Source organism: Desulforhabdus sp. TSK (assembly GCF_022836495.1).
Taxonomy (GTDB): Bacteria; Desulfobacterota; Syntrophobacteria; order Syntrophobacterales; family Syntrophobacteraceae; genus Desulforhabdus.
In genome coordinates this window covers 1-20,587 of record NZ_BQXM01000031.1, presented here as the reverse complement: position 1 = coordinate 20,587, position 20,587 = coordinate 1, and the positions used below count along the sequence as shown (strand labels likewise).

Sequence of the window (20,587 nt, the reverse complement as noted above, 5' to 3'; positions counted from 1 at the left end):
ATCTCTATTCCTTTCCCAGGTATGCTTCAATGACGGCATGGTCGTTGGCGACTTCCACGGGGGTTCCCCGGGCGATGTCCTGGCCGTAATTGATGCAGAGCAGCCGATCGCAGATGTTCATGATGACGTGCATGATGTGCTCGACGATAATGATGGTGATGCCGGAATCACGGATTTTTCGGATGAGCTCGGCTCCCGCCGTCTGTTCCTGGGGAGTCAGCCCGGCCATGGTTTCATCCAGGAGCAGGAGCTCCGGGCCCGTAGCGAGGGCACGCCCGATTTCGAGCCTCTTGCGGTCCCCGATGGTGAGGCCCTTCGCGGGATAATCCTTCTTCTTGAGCAGCTCGCAGAACTCCAGGACTTCCATGGCCTTGTCCATGGCTTCGCTCTTTTTGCCCGTTCGGTTGAAGGCCGAGGTCATGACGTTTTCCAGGACAGACATGCGTCGCAGCGGCTTGACCACCTGGAAAGTCCTCCCGACTCCCAGCTTGCAGATCTTCCATGTGGGAAGACCATTGATGGGAGCTCCTCGAAAAAGGATCTCCCCGGCGCTCACGGGGTGATAGCCCGTGATCAGGTTGAAAACGGTTGTCTTCCCCGATCCGTTCGGCCCGATGAGTCCGTAGATTTCGCCTTTTTCCACCTGGAAGCTCAAGTCGTTCACGGCCGTCAGGCCACCGAAGTGCTTGGTGAGATGACGTGTTTCGAAAAAGCTCATGATCAATTCCCGTCATTTGCTGGAAGCATTGGATTTTTCCTGGTCCACAGGCGCTGAATCTTTGGCCAGTCCCCCACGATGCCGTTGGCCATGTAGCGGATCACGAAGATGACCAGGAGCCCGAAAACCAGGACGTGGGATTCGCTCACCCAGGGCGGGAACAGCCCGAAAAAGGCGCTCCGGAAAGTCTCCTGCAGCAGGACCATGATGAACGCCCCTGCCGGTGGCCCCCACAGGGTTCCGACTCCTCCGATAATGGCTACGAGGATGGCCATGATGGACACGTCATGGAGGGAAAAGACCACATGGGGATCGATGAAGGCCATGTAGTTCATGTACAGGGTGCCCGCCAGTCCGGTGAAAAAAGAGCTCACCATGAGAGAAAGGCTCTTGTAGCGAAAGGCGCTGATCCCCATGGCTTCAGCGGCATCCTGGTCTTCGCGGATGGCGACAAAGTAGTAGCCCCATTTGGACTGCATGATGCGGTGAATGGCGTAGACGCTCGCTCCAGCCAGGAAGAGCGCCAGGTAGTAGTAAGGAATTTTGCTTCGGAAGGTCTGAATGATGAGGATACCCTCCATGCCCTCCGTGAGACTCCTCCAGTCCGTTGCCACCAGGCGGAAGATTTCGCCGATGGCGATGGTGGCCAAGGCGAAGTAGGGCCCCCGGAGCCGGAAGCAGATCCAGCCGATGACCAGCCCCACCAGCAGCGCCACGGGGCCTCCCAGCAGCATTCCCCACCACGCGGAAATCCCCAGCTTGGAAGCGCACAGGCCCGCCGTATAGGCACCCGACCCGAAGAAGATGGCATGGCCGAAGGAGACCTGCCCGGTGTAGCCGGCCAGAAGGTTCCAGGCGGACCCGATGACGACCCACATGAGGGCGATGATGAAGATATGCCGGTAGTAATCGGAGGGCACGACCATCGGGAAAGCGAGGAGAAGCACTATAACGATGAGCGTCGACCAGCGCGGTAATTTCATAGGTTTCCCCTCCTAAATTTTCGTCAGAGTCTTCAGTCCTCCGGGCAGGAAGATGAGGACGAGGAGGAAGATCACCATGGCGACTGCATCTTTCAAGGCCATGGAGATGTAAGTGGCTCCCAGGGATTCGGCGATTCCCAGCACGACGCCCCCCACAATGGCTCCCACGGTGCTTCCCATTCCGCCCAGCATGGTGATGACAAAGGCTTTCAACGTGAAGGGGCCTCCGATATCCGGAAACAGGTAAAAGATGGGCAGCAGGAGCGTGCCCGCAGCGGCCACCAGGGCAGACCCCAGCCCGTAGGTGAGGATCGTGATCCATTCGGCATTGATGCCCATGAGGATGGCGGCATCCTTGTTCTGAGCCGTGGCGCGGACGGATTTGCCCAGATCGGTTTTCAGGAGAAAGAAAAAGAGGACGGCGCTGAGGAGCACCGCGATGCCGAAGGCGACGATCATGGGAACATTGAAGGAAATGCCGGAGATATAAAGGGTCGCATTGCTGTAGACCGTCTTGACGGACCTGTAATCGGAATGAAAGATGAATCGAATGATCTCCGTCAGGACCATGGCGAGGCCTACCGTCATGAGGACCTGGTTTTCCGGGAGGATGGAGTCCACCTTCAGGAGGGGGTTCAAGAGATATTTCTGAATGAGGGCACCCAGGGCGAAGAGAACCGGCATGGCGATGAGCAGGGAAAAGTAGGGGTCCAGGTGCAGGTATTCATAAAGCATGTAGGTGATGTACATGGCCACCATCATCAACTGGCCATGGGCCAGGTTGATGATCTTCATGACGCCCATGATCAGCGTCATCCCCAGTCCGATGAGGGCGTAGATCCCTCCGATGAGAATCCCCGACACGAGCGTTTGGATCAGGACGTCCATACGGTTCAATCCTCTCCTGCAAAGGGGAAAAGAACGCAGCGGCCTGTGCGCCGCCGGGTGCACAGGCCGTTTATGAGAATCTTATTTCCAGACTTTTTCCCAATCGATGGGAAAGACATAGGGCTTGGATGCGACTTCTTTGGGCCAGACGAGCTCCAGCTTGCCGCCGGACCATTGCACCAGGTAGGTGGGGAGTTTGTTCTGGTTGATCTTTTTGTCGTAGGAGATGAATTTCACCGGACCAAAAACGGTCTTGATGTCGGTGGCGGCGAGTGCCTCCCGCACGTCCTTGGCCTGGAGGGACTTGGCGCGCTTGAGGGTATCCGCCATGACGTACGCCGCCGCATAGGCTTCGGCGCCGTGATATTCCGTCTCCTTGTTGAACTTTTTCACGAACTTTTCATAGTATTCCATGGCGCCGGGGTAGGGGAGCGTCTGGTACCAGAGGGTCGCCGAAAAAACCATTTCCGCTGCTTTCCCGGCGTTCTTGGCGAATTCGGGAAGGGTGAAGCCCGCTCCACCGCCGATGAAAGCCTTCGGCATGATGCGCAGCTCCATGGATTGCGTCATCAGGAGTGCTGCATCCATGACGTAGGAGATCATGTAAACCAGGTCCGGGTTGGCCTGTTTGACTTTGACCAGCAGCGGCTTGAAATCCATTCCGCCCTTGGAATACCCCTCCGAAAGGACGACCTTGATTCCCATCCGGTCACAGGTTTCCTGAAAGCTCTTGGCCCCTCCGGAGCCGAAGGCGCTGTCTTCGAAGAGGATGGCGGCCGTTTGAGGCTTGACGACTTCCGTCAGAAAGGATTCCAGGCCCGTAGGGTATTCACTGACCGCCTGATTGAGCCGGAAAACATAATCCCAGTTCTGTTCCGTGATCTTGTCGGCCGAGCCGGTATTCACGAGAAAGGGGAGGCTGTTCTGTTGGGCGACGCCGGAAATGGCGAAGGTTTCCGAGCTCCCGTACCCGCCTCCCAGCATGACCACCTTGTCCTTGTTGATGAGCTTTTCTGCAGCCGAGCGGGCGACTTCAGGTTTTCCCGTGTCGTCTTCAAACAAGAATTCGAGCTTTTTCCCATTGATGCCGCCTGCCGCATTGATCTCTTCCAACGCCATTTCAAAAGAGTTCTTCTCGATCTCTCCAAACGCAGCCTGGCCTCCCGTGAGGGGCAGAATGATACCGACCTTGATGGTTTCTTCAGCCTGCGCCGGCGTCCAGGTCAGGGCAAGCGCCAGGAAAAAGACCGTCAACACAACTGCCAATCTTCTCATGTCATTCCTCCATTCATGGTTGTTGGACTGCATCAGGGGACTTCCTTCCGATGCGGGGTGAAGCACACATCGATTCGGGCCACCGCAGGACGGCAGGGAGGATGGAGGGGGAGCGGGCGAGCAGCAGCAAGGTCATGAGCGGGTCAGGGAGTCGTTTGCAGGACGTGCCCAGCGGATTGTTCGTGAACCCGGATCAGGAAGCATCTTAGCCGAAGAAGGCAGCTCTGTGAAGTACAATGCGTTAAAAATGTTTCATAATGACAAAAAGGCAGGTTGAGGAGAACAGAGCGGCATGATAAAGAATGGTCGCATTCTTTTGCTGCAGAACTTGTATTTCTTGAAAGCGGGATGGCCGGAGTAAAAGGATTCTGACCAGAGCTCAACGGGTGCGGAGGCTTCACCAAGGATGGATGACGCCGCAGTTGGAATGCGGGTAACCTTCCTCTAAGAGGCTGTCTAAAAAATGAGTCAATCACTCTGGGCATGCACCTTGTTTCGTCATTCCGGCAGTCTTTCAGCCGGAATGACGAGGAAACGAATTTCTAGACAGCCTTTAAATTTTAGACGCTTTTCCCACGGAAAGGTTCGAGAGATGCCGGAGAGAGCTCATGTCAGAGTACTCCGTTAAGAATATCTGCATTTCCAATATGGTGGATGGCCTGCGCAAAGGGCTGTCGCTCTTCTCGGGACCGAGTCGCGCCGCCCTCCTTTATTCCGTCGCCCCCGAGGATTCCATCCGCATCTACGATCCCCAGGACCTGCTTCGCGGGCATGAGCCCAAGCTCCGGGAGTTGTACCTGGATTCCAATGCCTGGCGGACCGGCACCGTTGCCGCAGGCAACATGAAACGGTTCGGGCATATCCATCCCGAAAAAAATCTCCAGCTGACGGGCTTGATTTCCTGCGGCGGGAGGAGCCATTCCATTTCCTACCAGATGTGGTTTACGGATCACCATCCCGACATGTGCTCGGTTGCCCCCACGGAGAAGTGGCTGGAATATGCCGCCTGGCTGCTTTCCCATGAATTTGCCAACGACTGCGCCTTTTATACCGGCACCTCGAGATATGCTCTGCGCGAATATGCGACTCACGCCGTCCGGGATCATGTCATGGATGAGCTGAATCTCCTGCTGGGATGGGACACCTATTTCAGGGTTTTTCCCATCCTGGATGTCGTCCTGGAAATCTCCAAGACACTCGAGGAAGGGGCCTGGCCCCATGGGAAGCTCGTGTTTGTACCCTTAACGGTCCTTTCGCAGATGCACTTCCTGGTCCGCTTTCCACCCCTGGAGCAGCCCGGACTCCAGAACTTCAAGCACGTTCGCAAACTCCTCGTGGCCGTGGAACATTCCGAGCGCAAGCTGGTGGCTGCGGGAAAGAGCATCGTGGGAATTGCCACGGGCGAACTGCCCCGCTGCCGCCTCACGGCGGATTTCAAAATGGGTTACGGATTCTTGAAGCTGGGAGGGCAGTCCATCTGCAGTTTTTCCGACGGGAGCTTCCATTCCACGACACGCAAGCCGAATCTCGTTCAATTGGAGGAAGCCCTGCTGGGGTGTCAGTTCGACTCCTCATCCACTCACATTCTCTTCAAGATCGTCTCGAGCATCGTGCAGAAGGCAGGAGAGCAGAAGCACGGCTGCACCCTCGTCATCGACCTCAATGATCCCCCGCTGGAGATCCCCGGACAACCTCTGGAGCATCCCATCGACCTGCAGGAGCCCTCCTTTCTGGAGCTGGCCAAATCCCTTGCCAAGATCGACGGAGCGCTCCATATCGGGGCCGACCTCCGCCTGTACGGCTTCGCCTGCCTCCTGGACGGGCTCGCCGTTCCCGGGGAAGACCGGTCGCGGGGAGCCCGGTACAACTCGGCACTCCGGTTTACAGCCAGGCACGAGCACCTCATCGTGGTGGTGGTCTCGTCCGACAGGCCGGTTTCCATCCTGCAGGGCGGCGTGGAGCTGAGTACGCAGTGCGAATGGAAAACCTTTTCGGAATGCGCCCTGAGTCCACCCACACTGGAAGAATGGCTTCAGGAATAGTCGGCGCGTCGATCGTTCACAGCAGGCTGATGAGCATGCGTGTCGCCACCACCAGGAGCAGTATGGCAAAGACTCGTTTGAGCTTGGGAACCGGCAGACTGTGCGCCAGCCGGACACCGAGGGGCGCCGTGAGGACGCTGGTGACGACGATGCCCGCCAGGGCCGGCAAATAGACATATCCCAGGGAATAGGGAGGATAGCCCGGCAGGCCGACAGATTGCAGGCCGTTGTAAATGAACCCCGCAGTCCCCGCAATGGCGATGGGAAACCCGATGGCTGCGGAAGTTCCGATGGCCACGTGCACGGGCACGTTGCACCACATCATGAAAGGCACCGAGAGGGTGCCGCCGCCGATGCCCACCAGGCTGGAAACCGCTCCGATGACGCTGCCCACGCCGATCATCCCCAGGTTGCCGGGGATCTCCCGCGAGGGTTTCGGCTTACGGTCCGTCAGCATCTGGACGGCGACGTAGTAAAGGAAAATTACAAAGAACCCTTTGAGGAAATTGGTGGACAGGCGGGCTGCGACACAGGTCCCCAGGAAGGTTCCCAGGAGGATTCCGGGGACAATGCGCTGAACGATGACCCAGCGCACCGCCCCTCGTTTGTGGTGTGCCCAAAAACTCGACACGGAAGTGAAGATGATGCTCGCCATGGATGTCCCGAGGGCCAGGTGCATGATGAATTCATGGGGGACCTTCTGCCAGGTCAGGGCAAAGACCAGCATGGGGACAATGACCAGCCCCCCGCCGATTCCCAGGAGTCCCGCAAGGACTCCGGCAATGAGACCGAGGGCAACGTAGAGCAGAATGACGGTCAGCACGTGCAGCTCCTTTTTTCAGATGCCAATTGGGTATGTCGAGGCGCCAGGCGGGGAATGGATATCCGTTCCGCCTGTCCATGTATCAACTATGATCGATTCCATGGTGCGTCCGGCACACCATTGTTCGCACAAGATGGATTCAGTTGAATGGTGCATGAAATGCACCCTACACACCACCTGCCTGGAGGGAGGGTTGTCCTCCGTGCAATCCGAGGGGTTTGATATCATTTATCGCGTTGGAATAAAATACTTTTTCATGGAGGAGCCTGAACCGTTGGAGACGATATCATTGAATGCGGATGGGGAAGAAAAAGGATCGACGGGACCGCAGCGGATAGAGATGGAGCGCTGGATCAGTTGTGCGCCGTTCGAGCGGTTGTTGCACCTGCGCATCGTTGAAGCCGTGGATGGCCGGGCGACACTCACCATGCCGTTCCTGGCGGATTTCGCTCAAGGAAGTGGTCTCTTGCACGGTGGCACCCTGGTCTCTCTCGCGGATACCTCGGTGGTCATGGCCATCAAAAGTCTTTTGCCCGAGGGAACCCATTTTGCGACCGTTTCCATGGATGTGAAGTTCCTGTATCCCGTGAAGCAGGGCACGGTGACTGCGCGTGCCCTGGCCGCGCGTCGGGAGGGGCGGTCCATCGAAGGGCGGGCCATCCTTTACAATGAAGAAGAGCGGATTGTACTGGAATTTACATCACACTTCAAAATCGCGCGGGACAGGCAGATCTGAATTGTCAGTCCCGGGGACAGAACTAAGGAACAAGGAATTTGTAGCCCACGCCGTAAACCGTACTGATGATCTCCACATTGGGGAGCTGTTGGGCGATTTTCTTCCGCAGGTTCTTGATGTGTGTGTCGATGGTGCGGTCGTAGCCTTCGAAGTCGTAACCCTGGACGAGATTCAAAAGCTCATTCCTGGAAAAGACCCGGGCCGGGTGGGTCATCAAGACCTTCAACAGGCCGAATTCGCTGGGAGTCAGCTCCAGCTCCCGGCCGTCGATGGTCACCTGGTGAGTCTTCGCATCCAGGATGAACGGTCCGGCCTTGATTTTTTCTCCCGAAGGCTCCGCATGTACGCGCCTCAGTACTGCCTTCACTCGCGCCACCACTTCCCGCGGGCTGAAAGGCTTGCAAATGTAATCGTCCGCCCCGAGCTCCAGACCGATGAGACGATCCACCTCCTCGATCCGTGCCGTGATCATGATGATGGGAACCGTGGAAAACTTGCGGATTTCCCGGCACACCTCCATGCCGTCCAGGCCCGGCAGCATGATGTCCAGGAGAATGAGGTCCGGCGGATTCTGCCTGACCGAAGCAATCACTTCATCCCCGCGCTCTAAAAATGTGGTCTTGTACTGAGCCTTTTGAAGGTAGTCCCGGAGCAGTTCCACGATTTTCTTCTCGTCTTCAACGATGAGAATATTCTGATGGGGCATGGTGTTTACCTTTTTGGTTTTGTTTTCCATGGGGGGGAGGCGGAAAAAGGATCCCGATCCTGAGCCCGCTTCCCGGGGCGCTGGATGCGTGGATGCTCGCTCCGTGGCTTTCGGCAATGGCCTTGCATATGGCCAGTCCCAAACCGCTGCCTCCCTTGTTGCGGGTCCGGGATGCATCCACCTTGTAAAGGCGATCGAACAGGTGGTCAACGGATTCCTGCGGCACGCCAGGGCCTGAATCCTCAAAAAAAAGCGAAAGCTGGTCTGACGAAACTTCCCGCCATATGCGAAGCGTCCCGGGAGCGTCCGCATACCGTAGCGTATTCTCCAGTAAGTTGGTGTAAAGCTGCGACAGGCGGCTCGCATCGCCCTGCAGGGTGACTTTCGGTTCCACCGGCAGATCCGCTGCGATGGCAATCCGTGCCTGTTGAAACCGGGTTTCAAACAGCTTCAGCGTCTCCTTCAGTACGGCAACGGGCTGGGTCGGCTGCCTTTCCATGCGCAGGGCTCCGCTGTCGGCCAGGGACAGTTCGTGCAGATCGTCGACGATCTTGCCCATGTGGAGCGCCTCGGCATGCAGGGATTCCAACGCCTCATCCGTTATTTCCCTCACTCCATCCTGCATGGCTTCAATCTCTCCCCGGAGAACGGACAGGGGAGTTCTGAGCTCATGGGAAATGTCCGACAGCCATTGTTTCCTCATGGTTTCGTATCTCGAGAGGGTTTCGGCCATGCGGTTGAAGTCCATGGCCAGCTGCCCCAGTTCGTCGCCGGTCCGCACCTGAATGCGGGTGTCGAACTGGAGAGAAGTCAAAGCCTGGGTTCCCATGGTGAGCTCACGGATGGGGGCCAGCAGATGCTTGGACAACAGGAATGAGACTATGGAGGCCAGCAGAAGAATGCCTCCCCCCGTGAGGAAGAAAACCTGGCTCTGCTGCTTCAGGAAGGCGAGGGCTGGAGGGTTGGACAGACGTTCCCGCTTTTGAAGCGCCAACCAGCCCACTGTTTTTCCATTGAGGATAATGGGCCGCAGTGTATGGCTTTTCTCGGATATTCGGGTTGGCATTCCCGCCACAAATCGTTCCTGGGCGTCGACGAGTGTGAGCCTGAGTATGATGGGCAAAGGATCTCTCGGGGGGCGCGGCAGCAATCGACCAATTCCCCCGGATTTGGAGATGGATTCCATCTCCTCGGGTGGGCGGCCGGTAGGATGGAGGTGGGAGGGAATCCCGACGGGGATGTCGGGCTTGGGCGGTTTTTCACTCCATCGGAGCATCTTTCGCCAGAGCCGGTGAGGGTCGGTCCGCAACGCCGTCCAGCCGGGATCGCGCTCGTGCTCTTCTTTCAGGGCGTTCACGATGTTGTCCAATTTCTCCAATTCCATTTTGTTGATGAAGTCCCTGAAGTTACGTCCAACGTAGAAATGGATGATTCCCACCGTCAGGACAACGATCATCACACACGTCAGTAGAAATGCACCGAAGATTTTATAGGTCAGCTTGATTCTCACGTACAAACCCTTCCGGCAGAAAGCTCTTTTCCGTTTGTCGCCTTGCGTCTTGTCTCCATGGAAGACTAAACAACTCCCGCATCAATTTCAAAGGATTCCTTGCCCATCACAAAATCCCCATGGGAATTCCATCTTTTCCACATATCCGGCAGCTGCACGGCGTCCTTCCGACCGGCGTACCCCGATGCCCTTCATGTGGAGCAGCATTTCACACTGTTCACACCTTTCCTCCATAGTTTCTCCATAAACGACTGCTACTGGTTTGCATGAAGTTTGACGGTTTCTGACGGGAAAGATTCTTCAAAATACATCAGCAGGGGACACATCATGAAAGATGCTTTGAAGGATACACTGGAAGATATTTTCATGACCGCACTCAAAATTGGCGTGATTGCCGCCGCCGTCCTTGTTTATTGCCAAAGCGCTCTTTGATCCATCCAGAAACCCCTGGAGGGAAAAGTGCGAGGGATGAAGAAAGCGACCGGCCCATGACAGCTACACGAACATCACACGCCTTCTTCATAGTTTCTCCAAAATGGTTCGGTATCGTGCAGGAAAGTTTGAAGCGGGAAATCAACTCAAAATCATCGCACAAGGAGAGGACAAAATGAAAACGACGAGAAATTCAAGATGGATCTGTTCTGCCGCATTTGCCGGAATGATGCTTTGGGCGCCCATGTACGGGTATGCCCAGCAGGGGGCGCCGCCGGCCGACCCTCCGGGGATGTTCATCCAGCATTTTGATGACGATGGCGACGGCATGGTTTCGGGTGAGGAATTTCCAGGACCTGAAGAGGAATTTGCTGAACTGGACAGCAATGGAGACGGAAAAATCAGCCCGGACGAAGCGCCGAGCAGGGGAAGATTCCTGCAGAGGCATGACAAGGACAAAGACGGAAAGATTTCCAAAGAGGAATTCATGACCGGTTTGCAGGAGCGCTTTGCACGACTGGACAAGAACCACGACGGTTACCTGGATGAAAGCGAGCTCCCCAAGGGCCATCCCGGCGGCAAAGGGCATGGAAGGGAAGGCATGATGCACTTGGACAAGGACAAGGACGGAAAAATATCCAGGGCGGAATTCCCGGGCTCCGATGAACGATTCAAGAAGCTCGACAAGAACAATGACGGCACTCTCGATGCCGGTGAAATGCCCCGGCGTCATCCGCGAGGAGACCGCCTTGATTGTCCTGAGAAGGGATAGCGTCTGTAGGAAAGGCTGCTGAAGCTCCCCGTTCCTGCCGGAAGGCAGGGCGGGGGTTGGGGCAATCATCCAACGGATATTATTTGAAATTTAGAAACACAACTTCCTTCCCGGCATCGCGTCCAGAGTGATGGATGCGATGCTTCAGGCTGGGAGCCGGGACCGCCCCGGTCTCCCAGCCTTGGAAACCCCAACTGCGTTTTCATATAACCCGTAGGGTGCGTTTTACGCACCATCGTGGGCGCAACAGCTTTAAATCCTTATTCAATTGGCAGAAACGTTTTTTTCACTTCGGATGGTGCATAAAATGCGTCCTACTCCGGGGGATGGATGCCGATTGATTGCCGCTTGCCTAAGCCGAGCCCTTCACGCCGGGTTTAAAGGTTCCGGCTCTTTTCACCACGGAGCCTTGTCCCTGCGCACCTTTTTTGCATTTCTTCAGGATGTATTCCGCTTCCGCAAATGGCACCGTTACGAAAGAACAGGTGTCGTGTATTTCTATATTTTCAATGAGGTGCTGAGCCGTCCCCGTTTTCTTCTCAAAAAACGCCAGCAGGTTTTCCTTCGTGGTCTTGGTGCTCCTGCCTCTGCCGATGAAGAGTCGTGTCTTGCCTCCCCCTTTGAGGTGCGTCTTGCCCATGCCGCTCTTCGGGTAGCTCTTGAGGGGGGTCATCTTTTTGTAATTGCTGACATCGAGAGTCTTCCCGAAAGAATATTTCAGAATTGCGGCGACAATATCCTGTACGGGGGCTTCCGAAACCAATTCGTTGGCCCACTGTTTATATTCGGAGAGGTCGCTGCCGAGGGCGATGGCCCGGATGTCTTCGGTGATGCGCTTTTTCCTTGCATCGACGATCTGGCTGACCCGGGGGACATCTTCTTTGCGGATGACGGCCTTGGCCACGCGTTTGATGAAGCCGAGCCGCTTGAATTCATCCGGAGTGATGAAGGTGATGGCGGTGCCCTGTCTTCCCGCCCTCCCGGTTCGCCCGATTCTGTGAATGTAGGCTTCGGGATTTTCCGGCAGGGAATAATTGATGACGTGAGTCAGATTGTTTACGTCAATGCCCCGGGCGGCCACATCGGTGGCCACGAGAATGGAAATCTGCTGTTTCCTGAATTTGCCCAGGATTTTTTCCCGCTGTGCCTGGGAGATGTCGCCATGCAGAGCATCTGCGGGATAATTTCTCTCCATCAGCTTCGTTGCCAGCTCATCGACCTCGATCTTCGTTCGACAAAAGATCATTCCGTAAAATTCGCTTTCGATGTCGATGATTCGGCTCAATGCCTCCAGCTTATCCTGCCTGGCCACCTCGAAATAGATCTGGTCGGTGAGGTCCGTCGTGGGCTCGGTCTGGGTTTTCAAATGAGTGTACTCACCCATGTACCGTTCGGCGAGCTTCTTGATGCGCTCGGGCATGGTGGCGGAAAGGAGGAGCACCCGCTTGTCTTCGGGCGTATACCCAAATATCTTCTCGATGTCGTCGATGAAGCCCATATTGAGCATTTCATCCGCCTCGTCCAGAATGAAATACCGTATGGCATCGAGTTTCAGACTTCCCCGGTCGATGTGGTCAAGGACTCTGCCGGGTGTTCCCACGACAATGGAAACCCCCTGCTTCAATTTCTTGAGCTGCAGCTCAATGGACTGGCCGCCGTAAATGGGAGCTACAGAGAGGTGAGTGTCGCTCCTCAGGGACAGGATTTCTTCACAGACCTGGATCACCAGCTCCCGGGTTGGAGCGAGCACAATGGCTTGAACATGCTTTGACGCGGGATCGACCCGTTCGATGAGGGGAAGGGCAAAGGCCGCCGTTTTTCCCGTGCCCGTCTGGGCCTGGGCGATAATATCGATTTCCCGGTTGAGCAGCAGGGGAATTGCCAGGGTCTGAATTTCTGTCGGTTCTTCAAACCCCTTGGAACGGATTGCGGAAATGGTTGTTTCGGAAAGTCCCAATGCTATAAATTTATCCATATTTCTTCTTTTTTCTGGAATGAGTCACGATCCTCGATCACCAAAACACCTTTACACCTGAAAACTTACTTTTATAACAACATGGACGACGTTCGCCCAGGTTTTTTTCCTGGATAACGGCCCGTGCTGAGGAATTGTTGTACTGCACGCACTACTTGCTCAGCCAGAGGACGCTTCCCTCCAAGACCTCCATCACCTTCAGACTCCTGGATCCGATGAGCCATTTCCTGAGGAATCCCGACTGATGGGACCCGCCTCTACCCATGGCGACAACAGCATAAGCCCCGTGCTCTGCTTCGCTCAGGAGGGCCTTGGGAACATCCTGCGTCCAAATGACTTTGCTCTGAATTCGGTCTTCTTCCACGCCATTGTCCGTGAGCCTGCGAAGGGCCTCCTCCATAATGCTTTCCGCCTTTTTGCCTCCTCCCTCGTCCACATAGAAAAGAGTCACTCTGTGGTCCTTTTCGTTCTGCAGGATAAACCCCACATGGTCTGCGATACGCAGGCTGGGCTCCGTTTCATCAACACAGAGCAGCACATTCTTCCGCCCCTCTTCCGTGCGACGGCAGATCCAGATGGGAAAATCGATTTCCTGGTCCAGGATTTCTCGGCTGACACTGGTCGCCAAAGCCTGTTCAAAAATATTGTACCCGCGTCTTCCCAGAATGACGGCGTCGTACTGGCCTTTCCTGCCTTCGTGAACAATGTCTTTGACCGTGCTCGTCCGCTTGGAAAAGAGCTTGATGCTGATATTTTGGGGAAGGAACCCGTGACTCAGGAGAAGCTTCTGACTTTCGTGGAGGGAGGGATACCCCTCCAGTTTGTCGGGATCGATGACCGTTCCGCTCGTCTTGAGTCTGGTGTGCACTTTCTTGTCGGAATCATACGAGTAGGGTGACGGCGTAACATTGAAGAGCGTCAGCTTGAGGTCCTTGCGCTGGGAAAAAAAGGATGCCACGAAACGGATCCCGTGAAGGGAGCTCAGGTCATCGCCCACTGCAACGAGAAAATGCTTTTCCATCGGATTTACCTCCTGAACGTAGGGTTTATGGGGCCATAATAAGTGCGTTGAGCATACCGTGCAATGATTGGCTTTGCAAATGCACCCGCTTCATGCATCGAGTGCTGCATCCGTTTCATGGGACGGAAGGTACCCGAGCGACCCGCCGAAGGTTACAATCCATCAAAATGGGTGAGAGAAGAACACAAGAAACGGAGTGAGATACAAGGGGATAGAAATATGGAACGGAGTGGTCTGGAATTTTGGGAACGTCATTCCCTGAATTTTCTAGAAATGGCGTTTGAGACCCATAAACGGGAAACACTCGAAAAACCCGATGGCTATGGGAAGCTCACCAGGGAATGCGGCGATACGGTGGAAATTTTCCTCATGCTGGAAAACGATAGAATTCGATCGGCTTCTTTTGAAACCAATGGGTGCCTCTATGCCGTGGCATGCGCCAATGCCGTCGTGCATCTTGCCGAAGGAAGATCCCTCCTGGAGGCACATGATCTGGCTCCCGAGCATGTCATGGAATATCTGGGCACACTTCCCGAAAACGAAGCCCATTGTGCCGAATTGGCCGTGGAGGCCCTGCGCATGGCTTTGAAAAGTACTCGGGAGGAGACTCAATTGAGGCAGGGCCTGCATACGGCATCAGGTATGCTTCCTCAATGATGACACATCTCTTCGCCCATGCCCCGGAGCTTTTTTTCCTCGGTCAGCCTGATTTGGATCCACTTCAAAACTTTTTCAAACTCATCCTTCAATTCCTGGAGCGCTTTGCCCCGGTGGCTGACCCGGGATTTCTCCTCCAGGGTCATTTCGGCAAAAGTTTTGCCCATGGGCGGATAGAGGAAGAGGGGATCGTACCCGAAACCGTTGGTACCGCGCGGAGATTCCAGAATGACCCCTTCGCAGGTTGCTTCATAAGTGAGGGCCTGCCCCAGGGGAACCGCCAGGGAAAGTACGCAGGAGAAGCGTGCGTTGCGATCTTTTTTCCCTGCAAGGGCCTCCAGCAGCTTGGCGTTGTTCATGGCATCGGAGGCCTTTTCGCCGGCATAGCGGGCGGAATAGACGCCGGGCTCGCCCTTGAGGGATTCCACTTCCAGCCCTGAATCGTCGGCCAGAGCGGGCAATCCCAGAACTTTGGCCGTGAAGCTGGCCTTCTTGTAAGCATTTTCTTCGAACGTCCTGCCGTCTTCCTGAACTTCAGGGATCGGGCCGAAATCATTCAAATCCTTGACCTCCACGGGATAGCCTTGGAAAAAGTTTTTAATTTCTTTAGATTTTCCACTATTGCGTGTTGCAACTACCAGGATGATTCCTTCCATCGGTGGTGAGTCCCTTTCTCCTTAAAATTCTGCGGGCAAGCCGAGCGCTCCTCATGGAGCCCTTGTCAGGCGGCAGTATCCACCGGATTTTCCACCTCTTCGGTTTCTTCCTTCCTCCCAAAGAAGTGAACGATCCAAACGCTGACTTCGTAAAGGATGAGAAGCGGGCCGGCCATCATGAGCTGGGAAAACACGTCGGGGCCGGGCGTTAGAGCCGCCGCGACGATGAAAATGACCACAACGGCGATTTTACGCTGTCTCTTCAGGAATGCAGCGGTGATCAATCCCAACTTGGCCAGAAAAAAAGCGAAGATGGGCAGTTCAAAGACAAAACCGAATCCCAGGAGGAGCCTGGTGGAGAATGTCAAAAACTCCTTCGTACTGATCATGGGAGTGATGTAGTCGTTGGCGAAAGAAGTGAAAAACTGAAAGCCGATGGGGAATACGAAAAAATAGCCGAAAAGCGCTCCCCCGAGGAAGAAGAGGGTCGAAAAGAAGACGACGGGGATAACGTACCGCCGTTCATTCTCGTAGAGGCCGGGAGCGATGAATAGCCAGAATTGATGCAGCACAACGGGGACGGCCAGACCGCACCCCGCGATGAAGGAAACCTTCAGATAGGTGAAAAATGCCTCGTGGGGCGCCGTATAGATGAGCTTGGATGTTTGGCCTTTAGGCAGTGCCTCCAGCCAGGGCTTCAGCAGCAGCTCAAAGATTTTCTCCTTGAAGGCGTAGCTGATGAGAAAGCCGATTCCAATGGCAACGGCGCTGATGATGAGTCTTTTTCGGAGCTCTTCCAGGTGCTCGGTGAAGGGCATTTTATCGTTCGACATGGGCGTTTACTCGTTGGCTGGCGGCAAGGAACCGGACGTTTCTGTAAAACACGTGATCCGGGCGGGAAAGACCTGACCGAATCCATCCGCAAGGGAAAGACCAAGGAAAAGAATCACGGGGAAGCGGGCCTCGCTATTCACCAGAATGGCTCGTTTTGGCAGCCGGTTTGGAATCGCTTTCGGTTCCGCCGGCCTGGGGGGGTGCAGTCGGTGTATCGGCTTCCTGCGGATCGGTCGAAATGCCGGAGGGCTGCGTTTTCCCCTGAGGCAAGGGATTTCCATCTGGTGAGGGGGCCAGCGGCTTGAACAGGCTTTTTCCCGACAGGATCTCACGTTGAGCGGAGTGGAATTCATCCTTGATTTCTCTCACGGTTTCATCCTGATCGAAAGTCTCCTTGAGCTCATTGGTTGCCCGTTTGAATTCAGCGTAGCCGCGGCCCAGTGCCCTGGCCAGATCCGGGAGCTTGCTCGGACCCACGACGATGAGTGCGATGGCCATAATCAAAAGCAGTTCGGGGAATCCGATGCCAAACATGGATGCTCACTCCTTTATTTGACGGCATAACTGTGCAGTCCGCTCAACAGAAAGTTGACGCCAAAGTACGTGAAGAGAACACAGCCAAACCCCAGCACAGACAGCCATGCCACCCGGTTGCCCCTCCACCCCTTGATGGTTCTGGCATGCAGCAGGGCCGCATAAATGAGCCAGGTGATGAGAGACCAAGTCTCCTTGGGGTCCCAGCTCCAGTAGGTGCCCCATGCCGAATTGGCCCACACGGAGCCGGTGATGATGCCCAGGGAAAGCCAGAGGAAGCCAAAGAAGATCATCTGGTAGTTGAAGGCATCGAGCTGCTTGAGATCGGGAAGAAGGGCTGCCGGCCCTCGGGCAGTGGCCTGAGAGGTCTGATTCTTCTTGATAAGGTACATGATGCTGATGCCGAAGGAAATGGCGAAAGCGGCGTAACCCAGGAAGCAGGTCACCACGTGAGCAATCAGCCAGTTGCTCTTGAGTGCTGGAACGAGGGGCTGGATTTTGGAATCGATCTGATCGGAATACGAGGCATAGGACATGGCCAGGAAGGCGAACAGGGAAGGGAATATTCCGAGAACCCGTTGCTTGCTGCGAAATTCCAGGATGATATAAATGAGCATGATGGACCAGGCGGCAAATACGAGAGACTCGTAAAGATTGGAAAGGGGGGCATGTCCATATCCCAGTTGGTAGGATTCCTTCCACCTCAGGAGAAGCCCCACCGTTTGCAGGGCGAGGGTTCCTAAGCCGGTGAAAGTGCCCGCCAGGAGCATTCGGTCCACCCGGAAGACCACTCCCGAAAGATAGAAGATGGCGCAGAGAAGGTAGGCGAAGGTGGTGATGCTGAGAAGAAGGGAGCTGTCGGGCATCTATCTATTTCCTCTTTTTGTCCGGATTGAGCTCGTCATGTAATTGTTCGCAAAGCTGAGCGAAATCCTGTTCAAAAGCAAGTGAATTCTTATTGGTCCTGCCTGCAAGAATGACTTTCCCCGAGCTTTTCCCTTCGGGAGTCGGCTCGCTCCAGATCCAGAGCTTTCTGTGGCTGGAATAGAACGTGAGCCCAATACCGGTCAGCATGGCTACAAAGCCAAGCCAGACCAGCCAGACTCCGGGATCTCGTTTGACCTGGAGCCCGGTGTACTCGCTTTGTTCCACTGCGTTGACCTTGATCTGGTAATTCTGGATGCGGTTGCCGTGGAATTGAGGCATATCCACGAGGATCCAGGATCCGGAAGGCTCCAGGCCTTCCCTGAAAAGCACCAGTCCCAGCGCAGGCCCGAACTGCGCCATGTTCTGCTGAAACTGCATGGCCTGAACACGGTCCTTCGTGCCGGGGATCTCCACGGGCTCGCGGTAGGGAAGGGTGAGCTGGTAGGTTTTTCCTGAATCCAGGTCGCGAAATTCCACCTCAGCCCGCCGCACCGATGAGCCGTAAGAGGACTGGTAAAAGGTGACTCCTCCATAAGTCAAGGGATCGTTCACGCGGATGGTGCGCTTCAGGGACTCCTTCCCCCCCTCGATGATGGTCAGGTCCGATCGAAATTCCTTCGGTGCTCCCGTCTCGTAAAATGACGCTTCAAAATTGTCACATCGGATTTGGAAGGGCAGATGGACAGTCTGATCCTCTTCGGTCAACATCACCTGGTCGGACGCCTGCCCCTCCGATATGTTCATGAAACCCTTGAACCCGAAGATGGATCCTACCAGCGCTCCCGACAGCACGATGAGCACGCTGAAATGAACGACGTAGACCATCAGGAGGCTCCAACGCCCTTTTTCGGCTATGGCGCTGTAGCTCCCCTGAGCATCGAACCGCCTCACGGGGCCGAATTCCTTGGAAACCGTGCGGGTGATGCGCTCCTGAATATCATCCCAGGGGAGTCTCGAGGTGAGCTCCTTGTGGTGGGCAAATTTCAAAAGCTTCTGGGGATCGATATGATCCTCACGGTAGCGCAGGAGCGTCAGGGTTTTGGGGAAGCGCTCCAGGGTGCAGACGATGAGGTTGAGACAGAGCAGAAGCAGGAGGGATCGAAACCATCCGGTGCGGTACAGATCGTGAAGGCCGAGCTTTTCAATCCACCAGACGGCAGTCGGGCTGAAATTCTGGTGGAGCTCATGTTCGGTGATGCCCTGGGGCAGCAGGGTCCCCAGGACCGACGCGGCGGCTAATGCGAGAAAAATAAAAACCGACAGTTTCAGGGAAGCGAGACTCTGGTAGAGAGACTGCCATAAGCCGACTCGTTGTGGCATGTTTTCTGAACCTTTCCAATTGAATGAGAAACCAATGTAACGCCATAATTAACTCGTTGTCGATCGGAATGGCAAGAGGGGCTCCAGGCATTCGATGCTCTTTTCATCTCATCCCGGTGCAAAACAAGGCCATTCACAAGGGAACAGCTCACCTTTATAAAACAGACCCGTGAAATTTCAATGACGGGCGTGATGCCTGCCAGCGCGTTTGTCGGAAGACTCCTGGAAGGGGATGCTGCCGGGTATGGCGCGAAAGCCGCTGAAGCCTGTCAGTCTCCAGGAAACTCTGTGAAGGGAGATTTTTGCGAACCGGCCGGGCAGTTGTTATATTTTTTCCGCCGCACGGAGATTTCACATTGTCTGACAAGATGGAAAAAGTGACGCAATGAGGGTGATGTCTTTTCCCCATGACTTGGAAGAGATGGGAAGCAATATCTCGCCTGGCCTTTGAACGAACAGCAAGGAGGATTGGATGAATCAGGCTCCGTTGGATTTCGATGTGATCATTCTGGGAAGTGGACCGGCAGGGTTGCAGGCCGCCGTGCATGCTGCACGGGCCAAGGCCGCCGTGGCCGTACTGGGAAGGATGAAGAGGAGCTCCCTCTACAAAGCCCATGTGGAAAACTATTGCTGCATGGACACTACGCTCAATGGAGCGGAAATACTCGAACAGGGAAAGCTGCAAGCCGAAAAGTTCGGTGCTCGGTTTTTTGAAATGGATGTCATGAGTTTGAACCGCGATGAAAAAGGGCGTTTTGTCCTTGGTCTGGAATCGGGGGAGACCCTGACCGCATGGGCCCTGATTCTCGCCATGGGGGTTTCCCGCAACAGGCTCAATGTTCCGGGGGAAAAGGAGCTGCTGGGAAAGGGTGTCAGCTATTGTGTGGAATGCGACGCCAATTTCTTTCGCAACGAGTCTGTGGTCGTGGCAGGCAATGAGAGTGCCGCCTGTGCCGGAGCATTGCACCTGCTGCTGGTGGCTCGCGAAGTTCACCTCGTCTATGGGCAGCTGGCGGTGGACGAGCACCTGCAGTACCAGGTGGAAAACAGTGGGATACAAAGGCATCCGGGAGCGAAGATCAAGGAGATTCTGGGAAGCTCCGCCGTGGAGGGCGTCCTGCTGGACAACGGGGAGCGCATCGAAGCCACGGGTGTCTTCATCGAACTGGGAGCCAAAGGAGCCCTCGAGCTGGCAACGAAACTGGGTGTAACCCTGGATCCGGACAGCATGAAATACGTGGAGGTGACCAGGAAGCAGGAGACCAATGTGGCGGGTGTTTTCGCTGCAGGGGACATCTGTGGTCCGCCATGGCAGATGGCCAAGGCCGTCGGTGAAGGGTGTGTTGCGGGAATGGAAGCCGCCAATTACGCCAAGAAGGAACGGGCAAAGCAGGACGGGTAGCTCTGCAGGCTGCTGCCCGTGAAAGGCAGGGGCTTTGGAAGGAGGATCGCCCGCCGGGAGTCGGCACGTGGAGCATGTGCGGGCTGTGGCGGGCGTGAACCGAATGAAAAAGCCAGCTGAGGAAAAAAGGGTTTGACAGGTAGCGGGAGTGGGTGTAGAAGGACGGCTTCGCAGCGCGGGAAGGGTCTTGGATCAGGGGGGCCGTCGTGGTGCGGGAAAAAAGTAAAAAAGGTGCTTGACAGAGAAAGTGAGAGTGTGTAGAAAGGCACCTTCGCTTCGGGAAAAAGAGACGGCGGTCGGGGACGGAAAAAAAGTTCTTGACGGAAGGAAGTGGAAGGGTTAGAAAGGCGGTCTCTTGCAGGGGCAAGAAAAGAAG

General features: G+C 55.4%; 20 protein-coding genes. 6 read left to right on the top strand and 14 right to left on the bottom strand.

Features of this window, described 5'->3' with window-relative positions; all coding sequences use genetic code 11:
- Window positions 1-4: 4 nt before the first annotated feature.
- The 4 genes from MWC30_RS16290 to MWC30_RS16275 form a co-directional block, all read right to left on the bottom strand.
- Window positions 5-718 (bottom strand): ABC transporter ATP-binding protein, encoded by a 714-nt coding sequence (locus tag MWC30_RS16290; RefSeq protein WP_244085259.1) that lies wholly within the window; start codon window positions 716-718, stop codon window positions 5-7.
- A 2-nt stretch (window positions 719-720) separates the two neighbouring features.
- Window positions 721-1,701, bottom strand: a complete 981-nt coding sequence (locus MWC30_RS16285) for a branched-chain amino acid ABC transporter permease (RefSeq protein WP_244085258.1) — start codon at window positions 1,699-1,701, stop codon at window positions 721-723.
- Between the two features lie 12 nt (window positions 1,702-1,713).
- A complete protein-coding gene (locus MWC30_RS16280; protein WP_244085257.1) occupies window positions 1,714-2,589 on the bottom strand; it encodes a branched-chain amino acid ABC transporter permease in 876 nt (291 codons plus the stop codon).
- Window positions 2,590-2,670: 81 nt separating this feature from the next.
- The gene (locus tag MWC30_RS16275) at window positions 2,671-3,864 is read right to left on the bottom strand and encodes an ABC transporter substrate-binding protein (protein WP_244085256.1); all 1,194 of its coding nucleotides are present in this window, start codon (window positions 3,862-3,864) and stop codon (window positions 2,671-2,673) included.
- A 50-nt stretch (window positions 3,865-3,914) separates the two neighbouring features.
- Between MWC30_RS16275 and MWC30_RS16270 the strand changes: the two genes are divergently transcribed.
- Both MWC30_RS16270 and MWC30_RS16265 read left to right on the top strand, forming a co-directional pair.
- Complete coding sequence (locus MWC30_RS16270) at window positions 3,915-4,073, top strand: hypothetical protein (RefSeq protein ID WP_244085255.1); 159 nt, start codon at window positions 3,915-3,917, stop codon at window positions 4,071-4,073.
- A gap of 399 nt (window positions 4,074-4,472) precedes the next feature.
- Window positions 4,473-5,906, top strand: coding sequence for a DNA integrity scanning protein DisA nucleotide-binding domain protein (locus MWC30_RS16265; RefSeq protein WP_244085254.1), 1,434 nt, complete (start codon window positions 4,473-4,475; stop codon window positions 5,904-5,906).
- A 16-nt stretch (window positions 5,907-5,922) separates the two neighbouring features.
- On the opposite strand, the gene MWC30_RS16260 is transcribed toward MWC30_RS16265, so the two are convergent.
- A complete protein-coding gene (locus MWC30_RS16260; RefSeq protein ID WP_244085253.1) occupies window positions 5,923-6,729 on the bottom strand; it encodes a sulfite exporter TauE/SafE family protein in 807 nt (268 codons plus the stop codon).
- A gap of 274 nt (window positions 6,730-7,003) precedes the next feature.
- On the opposite strand from MWC30_RS16260, the gene MWC30_RS16255 reads away from it, so the two are divergent.
- A complete protein-coding gene (locus MWC30_RS16255; RefSeq protein ID WP_244085252.1) occupies window positions 7,004-7,465 on the top strand; it encodes a PaaI family thioesterase in 462 nt (153 codons plus the stop codon).
- A gap of 22 nt (window positions 7,466-7,487) precedes the next feature.
- On the opposite strand, the gene MWC30_RS16250 is transcribed toward MWC30_RS16255, so the two are convergent.
- Window positions 7,488-8,171 carry a response regulator gene (locus tag MWC30_RS16250; protein WP_244085251.1) on the bottom strand — a complete coding sequence of 228 codons (684 nt, stop codon included), beginning with the start codon at window positions 8,169-8,171 and terminating at the stop codon, window positions 7,488-7,490.
- Entirely contained in the window at window positions 8,143-9,681 is a 1,539-nt protein-coding gene (locus MWC30_RS16245; RefSeq protein WP_244085250.1) for an ATP-binding protein, read from the bottom strand. The genes MWC30_RS16250 and MWC30_RS16245 overlap by 29 nt, the downstream gene beginning before the upstream one ends.
- Window positions 9,682-10,288: 607 nt before the next feature.
- Between MWC30_RS16245 and MWC30_RS16240 the strand changes: the two genes are divergently transcribed.
- Complete coding sequence (locus MWC30_RS16240) at window positions 10,289-10,885, top strand: EF-hand domain-containing protein (protein WP_244085249.1); 597 nt, start codon at window positions 10,289-10,291, stop codon at window positions 10,883-10,885.
- A gap of 352 nt (window positions 10,886-11,237) precedes the next feature.
- On the opposite strand, the gene MWC30_RS16235 is transcribed toward MWC30_RS16240, so the two are convergent.
- Complete coding sequence (locus tag MWC30_RS16235) at window positions 11,238-12,860, bottom strand: DEAD/DEAH box helicase (protein ID WP_244085248.1); 1,623 nt, start codon at window positions 12,858-12,860, stop codon at window positions 11,238-11,240.
- A gap of 151 nt (window positions 12,861-13,011) precedes the next feature.
- Window positions 13,012-13,881 (bottom strand): universal stress protein, encoded by an 870-nt coding sequence (locus MWC30_RS16230; protein ID WP_244085247.1) that lies wholly within the window; start codon window positions 13,879-13,881, stop codon window positions 13,012-13,014.
- Between the two features lie 219 nt (window positions 13,882-14,100).
- Between MWC30_RS16230 and MWC30_RS16225 the strand changes: the two genes are divergently transcribed.
- Window positions 14,101-14,538, top strand: coding sequence for an iron-sulfur cluster assembly scaffold protein (locus tag MWC30_RS16225; RefSeq protein ID WP_244085246.1), 438 nt, complete (start codon window positions 14,101-14,103; stop codon window positions 14,536-14,538).
- Here the strand turns inward: MWC30_RS16225 and MWC30_RS16220 are convergent.
- From MWC30_RS16220 to MWC30_RS16200, 5 genes are all read right to left on the bottom strand, one after another.
- Complete coding sequence (locus MWC30_RS16220) at window positions 14,532-15,194, bottom strand: XTP/dITP diphosphatase (RefSeq protein WP_254006172.1); 663 nt, start codon at window positions 15,192-15,194, stop codon at window positions 14,532-14,534. The two genes, MWC30_RS16225 and MWC30_RS16220, sit on opposite strands and share 7 nt — an antisense overlap.
- Before the next feature lie 65 nt (window positions 15,195-15,259).
- Window positions 15,260-16,027, bottom strand: a complete 768-nt coding sequence (gene tatC, locus MWC30_RS16215) for a twin-arginine translocase subunit TatC (protein WP_244085245.1) — start codon at window positions 16,025-16,027, stop codon at window positions 15,260-15,262.
- 133 nt (window positions 16,028-16,160) lie between these two features.
- Window positions 16,161-16,562: a Sec-independent protein translocase protein TatB gene (gene tatB / locus MWC30_RS16210; protein ID WP_244085244.1), complete on the bottom strand. Its 402-nt coding sequence runs from the start codon at window positions 16,560-16,562 to the stop codon at window positions 16,161-16,163.
- Window positions 16,563-16,576: 14 nt separating this feature from the next.
- Window positions 16,577-17,428, bottom strand: coding sequence for a c-type cytochrome biogenesis protein CcsB (gene ccsB / locus MWC30_RS16205; RefSeq protein WP_244085243.1), 852 nt, complete (start codon window positions 17,426-17,428; stop codon window positions 16,577-16,579).
- A 4-nt stretch (window positions 17,429-17,432) separates the two neighbouring features.
- Entirely contained in the window at window positions 17,433-18,809 is a 1,377-nt protein-coding gene (locus MWC30_RS16200) for a cytochrome c biogenesis protein ResB (RefSeq protein ID WP_244085242.1), read from the bottom strand.
- Between the two features lie 472 nt (window positions 18,810-19,281).
- Here MWC30_RS16200 and MWC30_RS16195 point away from each other — a divergent pair, with 472 nt between their 5' ends.
- The gene (locus tag MWC30_RS16195) at window positions 19,282-20,211 is read left to right on the top strand and encodes an NAD(P)/FAD-dependent oxidoreductase (RefSeq protein ID WP_244085241.1); all 930 of its coding nucleotides are present in this window, start codon (window positions 19,282-19,284) and stop codon (window positions 20,209-20,211) included.
- Window positions 20,212-20,587: the final 376 nt, after the last annotated feature.

Excerpts from the sequence above, each read along its gene's own strand:
- MWC30_RS16275 (WP_244085256.1), bottom strand. The coding sequence starts at position 3,864 with ATGAGAAGATTGGCAGTTGTGTTGACGGTCTTTTTCCTGGCGCTTGCC.
- MWC30_RS16265 (WP_244085254.1), top strand. The coding sequence starts at position 4,473 with ATGTCAGAGTACTCCGTTAAGAATATCTGCATTTCCAATATGGTGGAT.
- MWC30_RS16235 (WP_244085248.1), bottom strand. The coding sequence starts at position 12,860 with ATGGATAAATTTATAGCATTGGGACTTTCCGAAACAACCATTTCCGCA.
- MWC30_RS16220 (WP_254006172.1), bottom strand. The coding sequence starts at position 15,194 with ATGGAAGGAATCATCCTGGTAGTTGCAACACGCAATAGTGGAAAATCT.
- MWC30_RS16250 (WP_244085251.1), bottom strand. The coding sequence starts at position 8,171 with ATGCCCCATCAGAATATTCTCATCGTTGAAGACGAGAAGAAAATCGTG.
- MWC30_RS16230 (WP_244085247.1), bottom strand. The coding sequence starts at position 13,881 with ATGGAAAAGCATTTTCTCGTTGCAGTGGGCGATGACCTGAGCTCCCTT.
- tatC (WP_244085245.1), bottom strand. The coding sequence starts at position 16,027 with ATGTCGAACGATAAAATGCCCTTCACCGAGCACCTGGAAGAGCTCCGA.
- MWC30_RS16280 (WP_244085257.1), bottom strand. The coding sequence starts at position 2,589 with ATGGACGTCCTGATCCAAACGCTCGTGTCGGGGATTCTCATCGGAGGG.
- MWC30_RS16270 (WP_244085255.1), top strand. The coding sequence starts at position 3,915 with ATGCGGGGTGAAGCACACATCGATTCGGGCCACCGCAGGACGGCAGGG.
- MWC30_RS16225 (WP_244085246.1), top strand. The coding sequence starts at position 14,101 with ATGGAACGGAGTGGTCTGGAATTTTGGGAACGTCATTCCCTGAATTTT.
- MWC30_RS16290 (WP_244085259.1), bottom strand. The coding sequence starts at position 718 with ATGAGCTTTTTCGAAACACGTCATCTCACCAAGCACTTCGGTGGCCTG.
- MWC30_RS16240 (WP_244085249.1), top strand. The coding sequence starts at position 10,289 with ATGAAAACGACGAGAAATTCAAGATGGATCTGTTCTGCCGCATTTGCC.
- tatB (WP_244085244.1), bottom strand. The coding sequence starts at position 16,562 with ATGTTTGGCATCGGATTCCCCGAACTGCTTTTGATTATGGCCATCGCA.
- ccsB (WP_244085243.1), bottom strand. The coding sequence starts at position 17,428 with ATGCCCGACAGCTCCCTTCTTCTCAGCATCACCACCTTCGCCTACCTT.
- MWC30_RS16285 (WP_244085258.1), bottom strand. The coding sequence starts at position 1,701 with ATGAAATTACCGCGCTGGTCGACGCTCATCGTTATAGTGCTTCTCCTC.
- MWC30_RS16200 (WP_244085242.1), bottom strand. The coding sequence starts at position 18,809 with ATGCCACAACGAGTCGGCTTATGGCAGTCTCTCTACCAGAGTCTCGCT.
- MWC30_RS16195 (WP_244085241.1), top strand. The coding sequence starts at position 19,282 with ATGAATCAGGCTCCGTTGGATTTCGATGTGATCATTCTGGGAAGTGGA.